A 16,672-nucleotide genomic window follows, 5' to 3' on the forward strand; every position below is an offset into this window, starting at 1 on the left:
CTGGAGAGCATGCGATCGAAATTGTTCTTCACGGGGCCGTTTCCTGGGCGACGGTAGTAGGCGCAAATTCGCTTTTCAGCCGGCCACTCTCGTCGAGCAGCCAGGCGTCCATGATCTGCCGCACCACTGGCGCGGCAACACCGGAGCCGGATTCACCGTTCTCGACCATCACCGAGACCACGATCTTCGGATCGTCGGCCGGGGCAAAGGCCACGAACAGCGCGTGGTCGCGGTGGCGCTCCTGGAGTTTGTTGCGGTCGTACTTCTCGCCCTGCTTGATCGCCACCACCTGGGCGGTACCGCTCTTGCCGGCGATGCGGTACTGGGCGCCGGCTGCAGCCTTGCGCGCAGTACCGCGGGCGTTGTGCATCACCTGCTCCATGCCGTGGGTGACCTTGGCCCAGTCGGACTTGTCGCGCAGGACAATGTCGTCCATCGGGTTGGGGTCCACCGGCGGCTGGCCCTCGATGGTCTTGGCCAGGTGCGGGCGGTTCCACACGCCCTTGTTGGCGATCAGTGCAGTGGCCTGGGCCAGCTGCAGCGGCGTGGCCTGCATGTAGCCCTGGCCGATGCCGAGAATCAGCGTTTCACCCGGGAACCAGGCCTGGCGGCGGGTGGCGCGCTTCCATTCGCGTGACGGCATCAGCCCGGGCGACTCCTCGAACATGTCGAGGGCAACCTTCTGGCCGATGCCGAACTTGTTCATGTAGCTGGACAGCCGATCGATACCCATCTTGTGGGCAAGGTCGTAGAAGTAGGTGTCGTTGGAACGCATGATCGCGGTGTCCAGGTCGACCCAGCCGTCACCGGTGCGGTTCCAGTTACGGTATTTGTGATCGTAGTTGGGCAACTGGTAGTAGCCCGGGTCGAATACCCGGCTGCTGGCGTTGACCACCCCGCTGTCGAGGCCGGCAATGGCCACCGCCGGCTTGATTGTCGAGCCCGGCGGGTACAGGCCACGAAGCACGCGGTTGAACAGTGGCCGGTCGATCGAGTCGCGCAGCTCGGCATAGGCCTTGAAGCTGATGCCGGTGACGAACAGGTTGGGGTCGAAGCTCGGCTGGCTGACCATCGCCAGCACCTCACCGGTACGCGGGTCGAGCGCCACCACCGCGCCGCGCCGGCCACCCAAGGCGGCCTCGGCGGCTTCCTGCAGCTTGATGTCGAGGCTCAGCACGATGTCCTTGCCCGGCTTCGGGTCGGTGCGCTTGAGCACCCGCAGCACACGGCCGCGAGCGTTGGTCTCGACTTCTTCGTAACCGACCTGGCCGTGCAGCTCGGGCTCGTAGAAGCGCTCGATACCGGTCTTGCCGATATGGTGGGTGCCGCTGTAGTTGACCGGATCGAGGGTTTTCAGCTCTTTTTCATTGATCCGCCCGACATAACCGACCGAATGGGCGAAATGCGCGCCCTGTGGGTAGTGGCGCACCAGCTGGGCGACGACTTCAACGCCAGGCAGGCGGAACTGGTTGACCGCCACGCGGGCGATCTGCTCTTCGTTCAGCTCGAACAGGATCGGCACCGGCTCGAACGGCCGACGCCCCTGTTTCATGCGCTTCTCGAACAGCGCCCGATCATCCGCTGTCAGGTCAAGCACTTCGACGATGTTATCCAGCACTTCCTGCCAGTTACCCGCACGTTCACGGGTCATCGACAGACTGAAGCTAGGCCGGTTATCGGCGATGATCACCCCGTTGCGGTCGAAAATCAGGCCACGTGTAGGCGGAATCGGCTGCACATGCACCCGGTTGTTCTCCGACAACGTCGAGTGATAGTCGTACTGGATGATCTGCAGGTAGTACAGCCGCGCGACCAGCACGCAGATGAGCAGGATGACCGCCACCGCGCCGACCACGACGCGGTTACGCACCAGGCGGGCGTCTTTCTCGTGGTCCTTGAGACGGATCGGCTGCGACATCGGACTGCTTACAGGCTCATTTGTGGTAAGGGTGCCCGGACAATACCGTCCAGGCGCGATAGATCTGCTCGCCGATGAGTATCCTTACCAACGGGTGCGGCAGGGTCAGCGGCGACAGCGACCAGCGTTGCTCAGCGCGCGCACAGACCTCAGGCGCCAGCCCTTCCGGGCCGCCCACCATCAAATTCACCGTGCGCGAGTCCAGGCGCCAGCGGTCCAGCTCGGTTGCCAGCTGCTCGGTACTCCAGGGCTTGCCATGGACCTCGAGGGTGACGATGCGTTCCCCAGGCTGAACCTTGCTCAGCATGGCTTCGCCCTCCTGACGGATCAGGCGGGCGACGTCGGCATTCTTGCCACGGGTGTTCAGCGGGATTTCCACCAGCTCGAGCGACAGCTCCTGGGGCAGGCGCTTGGCATATTCATGCCAGCCTTCCTCGACCCACTTGGGCATGCGCGAGCCGACCGCGATCAGGCGCAGACGCACGACGCTTCCTTATTCCCGGTCTTTCAGTTTGTCGGTGAAGTAGTCGCTGGCGTTTTCCGGGCTGTGGTGCTTGGCATCGGCGGCACGGCTCTGCTCGGCACCCAGCCACAGGCGCTCCAGGTCGTAGAACTGACGGGCAGCGGCGGTCATCATGTGCACGATGACGTCGTTCAGGTCCAGCAGTACCCAGTCGCTGTCGCCCTTGCCTTCTTCACCCAGAGGTTGCGCGCCCTCTTTCTTGACCGTTTCACGGACCTTTTCCAGCATCGCGTTGATCTGGCGGTTGGAGGTACCGGTGGCAATGATCATGTAGTCGGTCAGGCTGTGCTTTTCGCGCACGTCGATGACCTGGATGTCCTGGGCCTTGACGTCTTCCAGGGCGCTGATGGTCAGTTTGACCAGTGCTTCGCCATTGATTTTCTGCTTGCTCATATAAAACTCTTCAACTCGTTTGGATGAGGCGCCCTGGGGCACCGTCAGTTAGGGGCACGATACAGCTCGTGCGCCTCGATGTAGGCCAGTACGGCGTCCGGCACCAGGAACCTCACCGATTTGCCGCTGGCCAGCAGCTGTCGGATCTGTGTAGCCGACACCGCGAGCGGCGTCTGCCAGACGAACGAAATATTCCCCGCCGGGCCGGACATGGCGGTGGGATCGCTCTCCGAGCGCGCAGCCAACAGGTTGCGCAACTCGTCAGGGGGTTCAACGTCGGCATCCGGGCGTTGCAGCACCAGGATGTGACAGTGTTGCAGCAGTTCTTCCCAGCGGTGCCAGGTGGGCAGGCCGCAAAAGGCATCCCAGCCCAGTACCAGGAACAGCTGGTCGTCGACGCGCAATTCGGCGCGGATCGACTCCAGCGTGTCGATGGTGTACGACGGTTTGTCGCGTTCAAGCTCGCGGGCATCGACGCTCAGGCAAGCGACGCCCTGCACCGCTTCACGGACCATGGCCAGGCGATCCTGCGCCGCCACCTGCGGGGTATCGCGGTGTGGCGGACGGGCATTGGGCAACAGGCGCAGCTCATCGAGCGCCATGAACTCGGCCACTTCCAGCGCGCTGCGCAGGTGGCCGATGTGCACGGGGTCGAAGGTACCGCCAAGAATGCCGATGCGCCGGACTGCCTGGGCCTTGCTCAACTCAGCAGGACTCCTGGCCACGCAGCTGGCCGTCACCGATCACCACGTACTTCTCGCAGGTCAGGCCTTCCAGGCCGACCGGGCCGCGGGCGTGCAGCTTGTCGGTGGAAATGCCGATTTCCGCGCCCAGGCCATACTCGAAGCCATCGGCGAAGCAGGTCGGGGTGTTGAGCATCACCGATGCCGAGTCGACCTCGGCCATGAACTGACGGGCCTGGCCCTGGTGTTCGGTAATGATCGAGTCGGTGTGATGCGAGCCGTACTGGTTGATGTGCTCGATGGCCTGGTCCAGGCCGTCGACGACGCGGATCGACAGGATCGCGTCGAGGTACTCGGTGTGCCAGTCGTCTTCAGTGGCCGGCTTGGCCTCGATCAGCGCGCGGGTACGCTCGCAGCCACGCAGTTCGACGCCCTTCTCCTGGAAGCGGCGGGCCATTTCCGGCAGGAAGCCTTCGGCCACGCGCTGATCGACCAGCAGGGTTTCCATTGCGCCACAGATGCCGTAGCGGTAGGTCTTGGCGTTGAATGCCACGCGCCAGGCCTTGTCCAGGTCGGCGTGCTCGGCAACGTAAACGTGGCAGATGCCGTCCAGGTGCTTGATGACCGGCACGCGGGCATCGCGGCTGATGCGCTCGATCAGGCCACGGCCGCCGCGCGGCACGATGACATCGACGAACTCGGGCATGCTGATCAGCGCGCCAACGGCTTCGCGGTCCGTGGTCTCGACCACCTGCACCACGGCAGCTGGCAGGCCCGCCGCAGCCAGGCCACGCTGGATGCAGACGGCGATGGCGCGGTTGGAATGGATGGCTTCGGAGCCGCCACGCAGGATGGTGGCGTTACCCGACTTCAGGCACAGGCTGGCAGCATCGATGGTCACGTTCGGACGCGACTCGTAGATGATCCCGATCACCCCCAGTGGCACGCGCATCTTGCCAACCTGAATGCCCGACGGGCGGTAGCTCATGTCGCGAATCGCGCCGACCGGGTCCGGCAGGCCGGCCACCTGGCGCAGGCCAGTGATCATGCCGTTGATGCGCGCCGGGGTCAGCGCCAGGCGGTCAAGCAGCGCGGGCTCCAGACCATTGGCACGGCCAGCGGCCAGGTCCAGTTCGTTGGCTGCGGCAAGCTCGGCGCGCGCAGCATCCAGCGCATCGGCGGCGGCCTGCAGGGCGCGGTTCTTCTGCGCGGTGCTGGCACGTGCGATGACGCGGGAAGCCTGGCGTGCGGCGCGACCCAGGCGGGTCATGTAGTCAAGAACGGACTCAGTCATGGGTTCGGTGTCTTGGCGAAGGGGAAATCGGCTGATTATAACTGTCGCGCAGGTATACGCCCAGCGGCGGGTGGCGGATGGTAGAAAATGGCTCGCAAGAATCCATAAGAAAGATGTAACCACGCTTATCGAACTGTCCCGGTTAAGCCTCGATTAAGCCATTCATTGCTATCATCCCCGCCTTTACTGCCACGAACCGCCAGCATGCCAGCCTCAGCCCCCTGCCCTGCACGCGCCCTCCCTGACAGCTTCTTCGACCGCGACGCCCAGACCTTGGCCAAGGCGTTGCTGGGCAAAGTCATTCGTCATCGCCATGGCAACCTGTGGCTGGCCGCACGGATCATCGAGACCGAGGCCTACTACCTGACCGACAAGGGCAGCCATGCCTCACTCGGCTATACCGAAAAGCGCAAGGCGCTGTTCCTCGATGGCGGGCACATCTACATGTATTACGCCCGCGGCGGCGACTCGCTCAACTTCAGCGCCCAAGGCCCGGGCAACGCGGTGCTGATCAAGTCCGCCTACCCTTGGGTCGATGCCATCTCCGATGCCAACAGCCTGGCGCAGATGCAGCTGAACAACCCCGATGCCAGCGGCAACCTGCGCCCACCCGAGCGCCTGTGCGCCGGGCAGACCCTGCTGTGCAAGGCCATGGGCCTGAAAGTGCCGCACTGGGACGCACAACGCTTCGACCCCGAACGCCTGTACGTCGAAGACTGCGACATCGCCGTGCCACGGGTGATCCAGGCTGCGCGCCTGGGCATCCCCCATGGGCGCGACGAGCACCTGCCGTACCGCTTCGTCGATGCCGAATTCGCCCGTTTCTGCACCCGCAACCCGCTGCGACGGGGCCAAGTCGAAGGGCAGGACTTTTTCATTCTCAAACAAGGAAGCTGAAACATGGGCCAATGGCTCGATAGCCTGACCGGCTGGCTCAGTGCTCACCCCCAGTGGCTTGGCCTGGCGATTTTCCTGGTGGCCTGCGTGGAATGCCTGGCCATTGCCGGCATCATCGTGCCCGGCACGGTGCTGCTGTTCGCCGTCGCCGTACTGGCTGGCAGTGGCGCCTTCAGCCTGGGTGAAACCCTGCTGCTGGGGTTCCTCGGCGGCCTGCTCGGTGACGCGCTGTCGTACACCATCGGCAAGTACTTTCACCAGAACATCCGCCGCCTGCCGCTGCTGCGCCACCACCCGGAATGGATCGGCAGCGCCGAGGCCTACTTCCAGCGCTACGGCATTGCCAGCTTGCTGGTCGGCCGCTTCATCGGCCCGCTGCGGCCGATGCTGCCGATGGTCGCCGGGATGTTCGACATGCCGCTGCCACGCTTCATCGCCGTCAGCCTGGTGGCGGGTGCGGGCTGGTCGGTTGCCTATCTGCTGCCCGGCTGGGCCACCGGTGCAGCCATGCGCCTGCCCTTGCCGGAAGGCTTCTGGCTGGATGCAGGCATCATCGCCGGGACCCTGGCGGTGCTGATCGGCCTGAGCCTGAACAGCAGCCTGCGCGATCAGCGTCATGGCACCCGGCTGATCGCCGGCCTCAGCTTCATCGCCTTGACGGCGGTGTTTCTTGGCTGGCCCTACCTGGAGGCCTTCGACCAGGGTGTGATGACGCTGGTACAGGAGCACCGTAGCAAGGTGATCGACGGCACCGTGGTGCTGGTGACCCGGCTGGGCGACTTCAAGACTCAGTTTTTCCTGGGCGGCTTGCTGACCGGCTTGCTGCTCCTGGCGCGTCAGTGGCGCCATGCCCTGTTCGCGGGCGGCACACTGATTGGCACGGCGCTGGCCAATGGCACGCTGAAATGGCTGTTCGCCCGCGCCCGTCCGGAAGTACTGAGCGACCCGCTGACCAGCTACAGCATGCCCAGCGGGCACAGTTCGGCTTCGTTCGCGTTCTTCCTGACCCTGGCGGTACTCGCCGGGCGCGGCATGCCACCCCGCATGCGCCTGACCTGGGTGATGCTGGGCTGCATTCCGGCGCTGGCGATTGCCTTGTCGCGGGTGTACCTGGGCGCGCATTGGCCGACCGACATCATGGCCGGGGCCTTGCTGGCCTGCTGCGTGTGTGCACTGAGCCTGACGCTGGTGCAGCATCGACAGCCGCTGACAGCGCTGCCGCAGAAGGTGTGGTGGCTGGTGTTGCCGGCGTGTATTGCGTTACTGGCGTTCTTTGCCATGCATGCGTTGCCGCACGCCCTGCTGCGTTACCAATATTGAGATAGCCTGCACCGGCCTCTTCGCGGCTAAAGCCGCTCCCACAGGGATCGCACATTACCGGTAGGAGCGGCTTTAGCCGCGAAGAGGCCGGTACAGGCCACTGAGTTCAATCAGGCAAACAGCTCACCCTGAATCCGTTCCAGCAGCTTCTGGATCTCTTCCAGCCGCTGCGCCGGCGAGTCGATGGCCAGCAAGTCCAGCTTGTCCTCCTCCATGAACGGCAACAGGTAGGCCAGCTGGTTGGCCAGGGCCTGGCGCCCGTCGACCTCCCGCGGCATGTCCAGCGCCTCGACCATCGGGTGCTCGCCCAACGCCACCAACAGCGCCAGCAGGTCATCGTCGTGCTCGGTGAGCGGACTGTCCGGTTGCTCCGCCAGCCAATGCACCTCACCCACCAGCAACTGGTCCTTCTGCACTTCGGTCTGGCTCAGCTCGAAGCGCCGTACACCTTCCACACGAATGCCCAGCAAGCCGTTGTCCTGCTGGACGAAGTCGCGGATCACGGCCTCGCAACCGATCGAAGCCACCACCGGCGGCGCCTTGCCGACCTGTTCGCCTTCGACGATGCACACCACGCCAAAACCGGCACCCTGCTTCATGCAACGGCCAATCATGTCCAGGTAGCGTGCCTCGAAGATCTGCAGATCCAGCAGGCAACCGGGAAACAACACGGTATTGAGGGGAAACAGCGGTAGCGTCATCACAATTCCTCAAGCCACCAGGCTGACCGCCAACGGCAGGAACACCGCCGTGGCCACCCCCATCAGGCTCATCGCCAGCGCGGCAAAAGCGCCGCACTCGTCACTTTCCTGCAAGGCCACCGAAGTGCCCACGGCATGGGCCGTTACCCCCAACGACATGCCACGCGCCTCCGGGCTGTGTACACCCAGGCGGGTCAGCAGCGCCGGGCCGAAGATCGCCCCGATCACGCCGGTAATCAATACGAACACGGCCGCCAACGCCGCCACACCACCAATCTGCTCGGCCACCAGCATGGCGATCGGCGAAGTGACCGACTTCGGCGCCATGGTCATCAGGATCATGTGCTCGGCACCGAACCACCAGCCCAGCAGCAGGCAGCAGACCGTGGCGAACAGGCCCCCGATTACCAGCGTAGTAAAAGTCGGCCAGAACAGCTGCCGGATGCGTCGCAGGTTGAGATAGAGCGGTACCGCCAGGGCCACAGTGGCGGGGCCGAGGAGGATGTTCATGATTTCGGTGCTCTTGCGGTACTCGGCGTAGCTGATGCCGCAGGTCAGCAAAACGCCAATCACCAGCAGCATCGATACCAGCACCGGCTGCAGGAAGATCCAGCGGGTCTTTTCATAGGCTGCCAGCACGATCTGATAGGCACCCAGGGTGATGCCGATGCCAAACAAGGGGTGGTGGATGACTGCGTCGAGCGCGCCTTGCCAGTCGAGAATCATGGCTGCTCCTCACGCTTGCCGTGCTGGCGATCGATGAGCTTCTGCATCAACAGGCCGACGAACACCAGGGTCACCAGGCAGGAAATCAGCAAGGCACCGGCAATCGCCCAGAAGTCTGCAGCAATGTCCTTGGCATAGACCATCACCCCCACCGCCGGCGGCACCAGCAGCAGTGGCAGGTAGCGCAGCAGGCTACCGGCGGCCTCGCTCAGCGGCTTGCCAACTTCGCCACGGGCCATGAGGAAGAACAGCAGCAGCAACAGGCCGATGATCGGGCCCGGCAGAATCGGCACGCACAAGTGATTGAGCGCCGTACCCAGCAGTTGAAACAGCACCAGCCAGGTCAAACCACGCAACAGCATAAGGATCTCCTTCAGGCATGCCGGCCATTATAAGCACGCGCTGCCTGTAAGCCGATATTCGCCGAAAAGCGGGCATCTTGACTGAAACGGTTCGCCGTGCTGATCTTGCACCTTCGTACCAAATGACAACCTGGAGAGTCGCGATGCCCTATGTACCGGTAAACGAGCTATCGCAGTACGTTGGAAAGGAGCTGGGACGTTCCGACTGGCTGAAGATCGACCAGCAGCGCATCAACCTGTTCGCCGAGGCTACCGGCGATTTCCAATTCATCCACGTCGACCCGGAAAAGGCGGCGAAAACCCCGTTCGGCACCACCATCGCCCACGGTTTCCTGACCTTGTCGCTGATCCCCATGCTGATGCTGGACATCCTGGTGCTGCCTGAGGGGGTAAAGATGGTGGTCAATTACGGGCTGGACAGCGTGCGGTTCATTCAGCCGGTGAAGGTCGACAGCAGAGTGCGGCTGAAGGTGGACCTGGGTGAGGTGACCGAGAAAAAGCCTGGGCAATGGCTGCTGAAAGCCACCGTTACCCTGGAGATCGAAGGCGAAGAGAAGCCGGCCTATATCGCAGAACCGCTTTCGCTCTGTTTCGTCTGACCTGGCCTCTTCGCGGCGGTTCGACGCCTCGATGAACCCGCTCCCACAGGATCGCCACAGGGCCAGGCCTTGTACTGTACCTGTGGGAGCGGGCTTGCCCGCGAAGAATCCAACACCGATTTCGATTGGATCACAGATACCTCCGCCCCACATTCTGCGGCATACTCGGCAGACTTTTTGCCTGGATTCCGCCATGCGTCCACTGCTCCCCCTCGCACTGACCCTGATGCTCGCTGCCTGTGGCGATGGGGAGTCGTTGTCCCCGCCCGACGCGCGCCTGCCCGATGGTGGCCGCTACCGGGGCCAGGTGGTCGATGGCTTGCTGCAGGGCGAGGGGCGCATCGACTACCCCAATGGCAGCTGGTACGCCGGCAGTTTCAAGGACGGCCAGTGGCATGGCCAGGGCGAATGGCACGGCAGCAATGGCGAGATCTACCGGGGCCAGTTCGACAAAGGGCTGTTTCATGGCCTGGGCGACCTGACCACCCCGGGCAGCCACTATGCCGGCACTTTCAGCCACGGCCGGCGGGACGGCGAAGGTAGCCTCAAGCAGGCCGACCAGACCTACCGCGGCCAGTTCAAGGACGACCAGTACGAAGGTGCAGGCGAACTGGAAATGGCCGACGGCAGCCGTTACCAAGGCTTGTTCGCCAAAGGCAAGCCCAATGGCGCCGGTGTGCGCAGCGATGCCAGCGGCAACCAGTTCAGCGGCCGCTTCGTCGATGGCCAGCTGCAAGGCAGCGGCACCTACGACAGCGTCGATGGCGAGCAATACATCGGTGAATTCAAGGACAACCGCCTGGAAGGCCGCGGCCGTTATGAAAATGCCGACGGCGACGTGTGGATCGGCGATTTCAAGGACGGCTCACTGATCGGCGAAGGCGAAATGCTCGGCAGCGACGGCAGCCACTACAAAGGCACGTTCATCGACTGGCGCCTGTCCGGCCAAGGCAGCCTGCAACTGCCTGATGGCAGCAAGTACGTTGGCGGTTTCGATAGCGATGCCTACCAAGGTCACGGCAAGCTGACCCTGGCCAATGGCAAGGTCGAAAGCGGCACCTGGGTCAATGGCGTGCGCGTTCGCGACCAGAAAGGCAAACTGCTGCCCGACCCGCTGGACCTGGCCCTGCTCAACCAGGGCCGCCTGCTCGAAGAAGCCCTGGCCCGGGTACCGCGCTCGGCGTCGCCTATCCAGCTGTACAGCCTGGTAATGGCCGGCGATGGCCAGCAGAGCGTGTTCCTGCGCGAAGCCGACTATGTCAGCAACATGCTCAAGGTGCGTTTCGGTGCCAGCGGCCAGGTCACCCTGGTCAACCACCGCGACCAGATGGCCACCCGGCCCATGGCCACCCGCGAGAACCTTACGCGCGCCGCCCGCACCCTGGCCGAGCGCAGCGGTCCGGAAGACCTGATTTTCATCTACCTGACCAGCCACGGCAGCGAGGACCACCAACTGGTACTCGACCAGCCACGCCTGCAACTGGCCGATCTGTCCGCCGACGAACTGGCCAGCGCCCTGGCACCGCTCAAGGACCGCGACAAGATCATTGTCATCTCCGCCTGCTATTCAGGTGGCTACATCGCCCCGCTGAAGGATGAGCGCACGGTGATCATGACCGCGGCACGTGCCGACCGGGTATCGTTCGGTTGTTCGGAAGAAGCTGACTTCACCTACTTCGGCGATGCCCTGTTCGCCGAGGCCCTGAACCAGACCGACGACCTGAAACAAGCGTTTGAACTGGCACGCACCAGTGTTGCCGAAAGAGAACGAAGGGAAGGTTTCGAAGCCTCCGAGCCACAATTCTGGGCTCCGCCCGCAGTGCTGGCACACTGGCAGCAACTGCGTAAGCAACAGGCCGAAGAAGCCTTGCGTAATGCGGCACAGGCCAAGGCCGAGGAACAGGCAAAAACGCCTGCCAGCCGCTAAGCTTGTGTGTAACAAGGGAGAGACATCATGTATTTGACGCCTCAGCATGTCCTGCTTGCCGGAGCTACCGGCCTTACTGGTGAGCACCTGCTCGACCGCCTGCTCAACGAACCCACCATCAGTCGCGTGCTGGCACCGACCCGTCGGCCACTGGCCGAACACCCTCACCTGGAAAACCCGGTGGGCGACCCGGCAGTGTTTCTCCCACAATTGGCCGGTCGGGTCGATATTGCCTATTGCTGCTTGGGTACCACCCTCAAGCAGGCGGGCTCGGAGCAAGCGTTTCGCGCCGTCGATCTGGACATGGTCGTCGCCTTCAGCAAGCGCGCGCGGGAAATGGGGGCGCGCCATCTGTTGGTGGTCAGCGCGATTGGTGCCGACCCCAAATCACCGATCTTCTACAACCGGGTCAAGGGCGAGATGGAAGAAGCGCTCAAGGCTCAGGACTGGCCACAACTGACCATCGTGCGGCCATCGCTGCTGCTGGGTGAACGGATACAGCCACGGCTCGGTGAGAAGCTGGCATCGCCGTTTTCGAAGTTGATGCCTGGCAAGTACCGGGGGATCGAAGCCTGTACCCTGGCCCGCGCACTCTGGCGCCTGGCGCTGGAGGAAGAGGACGGCATTCGGGTCATCGAGTCCGACGAGTTGCGCAAACTCGGCAAGAAATAGCCCCTACAGGCCGCCCGTAGCCTGAAACCCTATGCCTGCCGCCGTCAGCAATGACAGCGGCAGGAACAGGGTATCCAGCAGCATGCTGCCAGGCAGGTCCAGGTGCGGATACGCTGGCGCCTCTGCCCCGAAGCGATCCTTGGGGCAGCACCCGCCATTGATCACATACATGTCCAGCCGGGTCCCGGCGTATACCACCGGTGCCCCTGGTTTGTTGGCATCCAGCGTGCGCACCGTGGCGCAGCCGCCGAGCAGGCTTGCCGCCAGCAACCCGGCCATGAAACGCCTCAATCGTCAGCCCCGAAATGATGCTCGCCCCAGCGCGGCAGCATGTCCTGCGGAATGTTCAGCAGGTTGAGGATGCGCGCCACGACGAAGTCGACCAGGTCATCGATGGTCTGCGGCTGGTGATAGAACCCCGGCGCCGCCGGCAGGATCACTGCGCCCATCTGCGACAGCTTGAGCATGTTCTCCAGGTGAATGGTCGAGAACGGCGCCTCGCGCGGCACCAGGATCAACTGCCGACGCTCCTTGAGGGTGACATCGGCGGCCCGCTCGATCAGGTTGTTGCAGGCGCCGGTGGCGATTGCCGACAAGGTACCGGTAGAACACGGCACCACCACCATCGCCGCTGGCGCACCGGAGCCCGAGGCTACCGGTGACATCCAGTCTTCCTTGCCGTATACGCGGATCTGCCCATCGGCAGCACCGGTGTATTCGGTGAGAAACGCCTGCATGGCCTGCGGCTTGGCCGGCAGGACCACGTCGGTCTCGGTGGCCATCACCAGTTGCGCGGCCTTGGAGATGAGGAAATGCACCTCACGGTCTTCGCGCACCAGGCAATCGAGCAGGCGCAGGCCATACTGCGCCCCGGAGGCGCCGGTCATGGCCAGGGTGATACGCTCCGGTCCGCTCACTTCAAGGCCTCAGCCAGCTTGCCGTGCAGGCCGCCGAAGCCGCCGTTGCTCATGATCACCACATGGGTGCCCGGGCGTGCCTGGCCCTTGACCCGCTCGATGATCGCATCGAGGCTGTTGGCGACCACGCTTGGCACCTTGCACTGCGCAGCAGTGGCAGCCAGGTCCCAACCCAGGTTGGCGGGCGCGTACCAGATCACCTGGTCGGCATCGTTCACGCTTTCCGGCAAGCCGTCACGATGGGCGCCGAGCTTCATGGAGTTGGAGCGCGGCTCGATAATGGCGATGACCGGTGCTTCACCAACCCGCTTGCGCAGGCCGTCGAGGGTGGTGGCGATGGCAGTCGGGTGGTGGGCGAAATCGTCGTAGATGGTCACGCCCTGCACTTCAGCAACCTTCTCCATGCGCCGCTTGACGCTCTTGAACGCACTCAGGCCGTCGATGCCCATGGCCGGCACCACGCCCACATGGCGGGCAGCGGCCAGGGTGGCGAGGGCGTTGGCGACGTTGTGCTGGCCGGTCAGGGCCCAGTCCACCACGCCCTGCACTTCACCTTCGAACAGCACCTCGAAACGCGAGCCATCGGCGCTGAGCAGGCGCGCCTGCCACTGGCCACCTTCACCGGTGGTCTGCACCGGGGTCCAGCAGCCCATGCCGATCACACGCTCCAGCGCCTGCTCGGTGGTCGGGTGAATGACCAGGCCTTCGCTCGGGATGGTCCGCACCAGATGGTGGAACTGCCGCTCGATGGACGCCAGGTCCGGGAAGATGTCCGCGTGATCGAACTCAAGGTTGTTGAGGATCGCGGTGCGCGGGTGGTAATGCACGAACTTCGAACGCTTGTCGAAGAAGGCGCTGTCGTATTCGTCGGCCTCGACCACGAAGAACGGCGTGCCGCCCAGGCGCGCCGACACCGAGAAGTTCTGCGGCACACCGCCGATCAGGAAGCCCGGGCTCATGCCGGCATGCTCCAGCACCCAGGCCAGCATGCTGCTGGTGGTGGTCTTACCGTGGGTACCCGCCACGGCCAGGACCCAGCGGCCCTGCAGCACATGGTCGGCCAGCCACTGTGGGCCGGACACATAAGGCAGGCCCTTGTTCAGCACGTACTCCACTGCCGGGTTGCCCCGCGACATGGCGTTGCCGATCACCACCAGATCAGGTGCAGGGTCCAGCTGAGCCGGGTCGTAACCCTGGGTCAGCTCGATGCCCTGGGCTTCGAGCTGGGTGCTCATGGGCGGATAGACGTTGGCGTCGGAGCCGGTGACGCGGTGGCCGAGCTCTTTGGCCAGCACGGCCAGCGAACCCATGAAAGTGCCGCAAATACCGAGAATATGAATATGCATGGTCGACCTCGCAAAACTTCGAGGCAGGGTAGCCCAGGGCGCGGGAAATCGCACCCGGTGTTTTGCTCAGACGCCCCTGGCGATGCCGTGTTTGCGCAGTTTTCGATACAAGGTATTGCGGCTGATGCCCAGGTGCTCGGCGACCCGGGTCAAGTGCCAGTGTTTTGCCTCCAGGATGTCCATTAATGCCTGACGCTCGGCGCTCTGCAATACATCGACGCCCACCGAAACTTCAGGCTCGACACCGGCCTTGTGGGAGCGGCGGTGCAAGGCGAGGGCGTTGCCCTCGTTCGCGGGCATGCCCGATCCCACAGAGGGCGCGTATGCCCTGATGATGGAGGGGAGGTCCAAGAACCGGATGATGGTGTCTTCGCACAGTGCCACCAAGGTCCGCAACACATTGCGCATCTGCCGAACGTTGCCCGGCCAGGCAAAGCTCAGCAGCGCCTGCCGCGCCTCCGGCGCCAACTGCACCACCTGCCCTTGCGCCTCCTGGCGTAACAGAAAGTCCAGCAACGCCTCCTTGTCACTCCGCTCGCGCACCGCTGGCAGCGCCACTTCCAAGCCATTCAATCGGTAGTACAGGTCCTCACGGAAACTGCCCTGCTCCACCCGCTCCAGCAGGTCGCGGTGGGTGGCACTGACGATGCGTACATCCACCGCCTGCGGCTCACCGCCAATCGGTACCACCTGGCGCTCTTCCAGCACCCGCAACAGGCGGGTCTGCAACGCCAGCGGCATGTCGCCGATCTCGTCCAGCAACAAGGTACCGCCATCGACCTGCAGCAGCTTGCCGCGCATGCCCTCCTTGCGCGCGCCGGTAAAACTGCCGCCGCGATAGCCGAACAGCTCGCTCTCGATCAGGCTCTCGGGGATCGAGGCACAGTTCACCGCCACGAACGGCTTGCCATGGCGCTGACTGGCCTGGTGCACGGCCTGGGCGAAGGCCTCTTTGCCGCAACCGGTCTCGCCGCGCAGCAGCAGCGGCACATCGCGCTCGAACACGCGCACGGCACGGTAGAAGTCATGTTGCAAGGCCGGGTCCAGCAGGCAGATGCCCGGCTCCGCTGCGGGCCTGGCCTGGGGCAGGCTGGCCGGCACCGTCCACAGCGGTGCCCTCGCCTGCCCGCGCAGGCTGGCGAACACCTGGCGGCCATCACGGGTGTGCAACGGCCAGACCGTACTGCCGCCTGGCGTGGCACGGCTGAACAGCTCGTCATGGCTGCAGGCGAAGAACATTTCCAGCGGCTTGCCCAGCACGCCGCCGCGTATGGTGCCCAGCAGGTTCAGCGCGCTCTGGTTGGCGGCGCAAATGCGGCCATCGCCGTCGAACGCCAGCAACCCTTCGCTGAACTGGCCGACCGACTCGGCCTGCACGTGAATGCGCAGCAACCACTGCTGCTCGAAATGACGCAGGAAATAGCAGCTCTCGATCATCTTCGCCGAGAGGTTGACCAGCGCCATGGTGTGGAACTGGCTCTGGCGCGACACGTCCGGCCGTGCCGAAGACACATCGAGCACCGCCAGCAGTTCACCGTGCGGGTCGAACACCGGGCTCGCCGAGCAGGTCAACCCGGTATGGCGACCGCGAAAGTGCTCATTCTGGTGAATGGTCAGGGCCTGGCGCTCGACCAGGCAGGTGCCGATGCCGTTGGTGCCCTCGCGGGCCTCACTCCAGTCGGCCCCCAGCCACAGCCCGGCGCGCTCGAAGTTGCGCCGCTCGGAGGGCGCGGTGACACAGTTGAGGATCACCCCACGGGCGTCGGTCAGCAGCACCGCATGGCCGGCGCCGGATAGCTGCTGGTGCAGACTGTTCATTTCGTTGTCGGCGATCTTCAGCACCTGGCGCAGGCGTTCGCGGCTCTCCAGCAGGCGGCCGTGCTCAAGCACCACAGGTGCCTCGATCACTGACGGGTCGAGGTGATAGTCGTCCAGGCAGCGCAGCCAGGAGCGGGCAATGGAAGGATCGCTACCCGCTTCGCCACGGGCAACGGTATGCACTTGCTGGGCATGGCGGCTGAATGAATTGCTCTGCATTTGTTGTTGTTCTCCGCAGATAGAGATTCACGCCAGCATCCTCCACCCGCGCAGGCTTTGCAACGTACCCGCCGGCCACGTGTCGCAAACGGTACAAAGTGTCACTCCGGCCGTGCCAGGCCTGGCACAGCGCGCCTTACCGCAGCACCTGTGCATGACCCAAGTCATTGATTCCACATGGGTGCACCACGCTGGCCCAACCTTTGCTCTACGCTTTTCAACTCCTCAACAAACATAACAGCCAGGAGACACACCATGCGTTACGCACATCCCGGTACCGAGGGCGCGAAGGTTTCCTTCAAGAGCCGCTACGGCAACTTCATCGGCGGTGAGTTCGTGGCCCCGGTCAAAGGCCAG

The 16,672-nt window shown here is 64.0% G+C and carries 18 protein-coding genes; 6 read left to right on the forward strand and 12 right to left on the reverse strand.

The window, feature by feature from the left end:
• Window positions 1-28 precede the first annotated feature (28 nt).
• Genes mrdA through J7573_RS19155 form a run of 5 tightly spaced genes read right to left on the reverse strand, consistent with a single transcriptional unit; the run spans window position 29 to window position 4,811 of the window.
• A complete protein-coding gene (gene mrdA, locus J7573_RS19135) occupies window positions 29-1,918 on the reverse strand; it encodes a penicillin-binding protein 2 (protein WP_294338790.1) in 1,890 nt (629 codons plus the stop codon).
• Window positions 1,919-1,934: 16 nt separating this feature from the next.
• Complete coding sequence (gene rlmH, locus J7573_RS19140; RefSeq protein WP_008090421.1) at window positions 1,935-2,402, reverse strand: 23S rRNA (pseudouridine(1915)-N(3))-methyltransferase RlmH; 468 nt, start codon at window positions 2,400-2,402, stop codon at window positions 1,935-1,937.
• Window positions 2,403-2,411: 9 nt separating this feature from the next.
• Window positions 2,412-2,834: a ribosome silencing factor gene (rsfS, locus tag J7573_RS19145; RefSeq protein WP_152956229.1), complete on the reverse strand. Its 423-nt coding sequence runs from the start codon at window positions 2,832-2,834 to the stop codon at window positions 2,412-2,414.
• 44 nt (window positions 2,835-2,878) lie between these two features.
• Window positions 2,879-3,538, reverse strand: coding sequence for a nicotinate-nucleotide adenylyltransferase (gene nadD, locus J7573_RS19150; RefSeq protein ID WP_294338804.1), 660 nt, complete (start codon window positions 3,536-3,538; stop codon window positions 2,879-2,881).
• A 1-nt stretch (window position 3,539) separates the two neighbouring features.
• Window positions 3,540-4,811, reverse strand: coding sequence for a glutamate-5-semialdehyde dehydrogenase (locus tag J7573_RS19155; protein ID WP_294338807.1), 1,272 nt, complete (start codon window positions 4,809-4,811; stop codon window positions 3,540-3,542).
• A 204-nt stretch (window positions 4,812-5,015) separates the two neighbouring features.
• Here J7573_RS19155 and J7573_RS19160 point away from each other — a divergent pair, with 204 nt between their 5' ends.
• Together J7573_RS19160 and J7573_RS19165 are read left to right on the forward strand one after the other, a co-directional pair.
• Complete coding sequence (locus tag J7573_RS19160; protein ID WP_294338809.1) at window positions 5,016-5,708, forward strand: DNA-3-methyladenine glycosylase; 693 nt, start codon at window positions 5,016-5,018, stop codon at window positions 5,706-5,708.
• A 3-nt stretch (window positions 5,709-5,711) separates the two neighbouring features.
• Window positions 5,712-7,028, forward strand: a complete 1,317-nt coding sequence (locus tag J7573_RS19165; protein WP_294338812.1) for a bifunctional DedA family/phosphatase PAP2 family protein — start codon at window positions 5,712-5,714, stop codon at window positions 7,026-7,028.
• Between the two features lie 110 nt (window positions 7,029-7,138).
• Here the strand turns inward: J7573_RS19165 and J7573_RS19170 are convergent, their stop codons facing one another.
• Genes J7573_RS19170 through J7573_RS19180 form a run of 3 tightly spaced genes read right to left on the reverse strand, consistent with a single transcriptional unit; the run spans window position 7,139 to window position 8,817 of the window.
• Entirely contained in the window at window positions 7,139-7,729 is a 591-nt protein-coding gene (locus tag J7573_RS19170) for an LON peptidase substrate-binding domain-containing protein (protein ID WP_294338816.1), read from the reverse strand.
• A gap of 9 nt (window positions 7,730-7,738) precedes the next feature.
• A complete protein-coding gene (locus J7573_RS19175; protein WP_027917782.1) occupies window positions 7,739-8,455 on the reverse strand; it encodes an LrgB family protein in 717 nt (238 codons plus the stop codon).
• The gene (locus tag J7573_RS19180) at window positions 8,452-8,817 is read right to left on the reverse strand and encodes a CidA/LrgA family protein (protein WP_152956236.1); all 366 of its coding nucleotides are present in this window, start codon (window positions 8,815-8,817) and stop codon (window positions 8,452-8,454) included. The genes J7573_RS19175 and J7573_RS19180 overlap by 4 nt, the downstream gene beginning before the upstream one ends.
• 143 nt (window positions 8,818-8,960) lie before the next feature.
• Here J7573_RS19180 and J7573_RS19185 point away from each other — a divergent pair, with 143 nt between their 5' ends.
• The 3 genes from J7573_RS19185 (at window position 8,961) to J7573_RS19195 (ending at window position 12,015) form a co-directional block, all read left to right on the forward strand.
• The gene (locus J7573_RS19185; protein ID WP_294338823.1) at window positions 8,961-9,416 is read left to right on the forward strand and encodes a MaoC family dehydratase; all 456 of its coding nucleotides are present in this window, start codon (window positions 8,961-8,963) and stop codon (window positions 9,414-9,416) included.
• Window positions 9,417-9,609: 193 nt separating this feature from the next.
• Complete coding sequence (locus J7573_RS19190; protein WP_294338826.1) at window positions 9,610-11,343, forward strand: C13 family peptidase; 1,734 nt, start codon at window positions 9,610-9,612, stop codon at window positions 11,341-11,343.
• A gap of 27 nt (window positions 11,344-11,370) precedes the next feature.
• Window positions 11,371-12,015, forward strand: coding sequence for an oxidoreductase (locus J7573_RS19195; RefSeq protein ID WP_152956239.1), 645 nt, complete (start codon window positions 11,371-11,373; stop codon window positions 12,013-12,015).
• 3 nt (window positions 12,016-12,018) lie between these two features.
• Here J7573_RS19195 and J7573_RS19200 read toward each other — a convergent pair whose 3' ends face one another.
• From J7573_RS19200 to J7573_RS19215, 4 genes are all read right to left on the reverse strand, one after another.
• Complete coding sequence (locus tag J7573_RS19200; protein ID WP_103448817.1) at window positions 12,019-12,294, reverse strand: YceK/YidQ family lipoprotein; 276 nt, start codon at window positions 12,292-12,294, stop codon at window positions 12,019-12,021.
• Window positions 12,295-12,302: 8 nt separating this feature from the next.
• Window positions 12,303-12,932 (reverse strand): flavin prenyltransferase UbiX, encoded by a 630-nt coding sequence (gene ubiX, locus J7573_RS19205; RefSeq protein WP_060509549.1) that lies wholly within the window; start codon window positions 12,930-12,932, stop codon window positions 12,303-12,305.
• Window positions 12,929-14,278, reverse strand: coding sequence for a UDP-N-acetylmuramate:L-alanyl-gamma-D-glutamyl-meso-diaminopimelate ligase (gene mpl, locus J7573_RS19210; protein WP_294338844.1), 1,350 nt, complete (start codon window positions 14,276-14,278; stop codon window positions 12,929-12,931). The genes ubiX and mpl overlap by 4 nt, the downstream gene beginning before the upstream one ends.
• A gap of 66 nt (window positions 14,279-14,344) precedes the next feature.
• Window positions 14,345-16,315 carry a sigma-54-dependent Fis family transcriptional regulator gene (locus J7573_RS19215; RefSeq protein ID WP_294338846.1) on the reverse strand — a complete coding sequence of 657 codons (1,971 nt, stop codon included), beginning with the start codon at window positions 16,313-16,315 and terminating at the stop codon, window positions 14,345-14,347.
• A gap of 255 nt (window positions 16,316-16,570) precedes the next feature.
• Between J7573_RS19215 and J7573_RS19220 the strand changes: the two genes are divergently transcribed.
• A partial coding sequence (locus J7573_RS19220) for a hypothetical protein (protein ID WP_294338853.1) occupies window positions 16,571-16,672 on the forward strand: 102 nt, incomplete at its 3' end.

It is taken from the genome of Pseudomonas sp. (assembly GCF_017744435.1).
In the GTDB taxonomy this organism is placed as follows: domain Bacteria; phylum Pseudomonadota; class Gammaproteobacteria; order Pseudomonadales; family Pseudomonadaceae; genus Aquipseudomonas.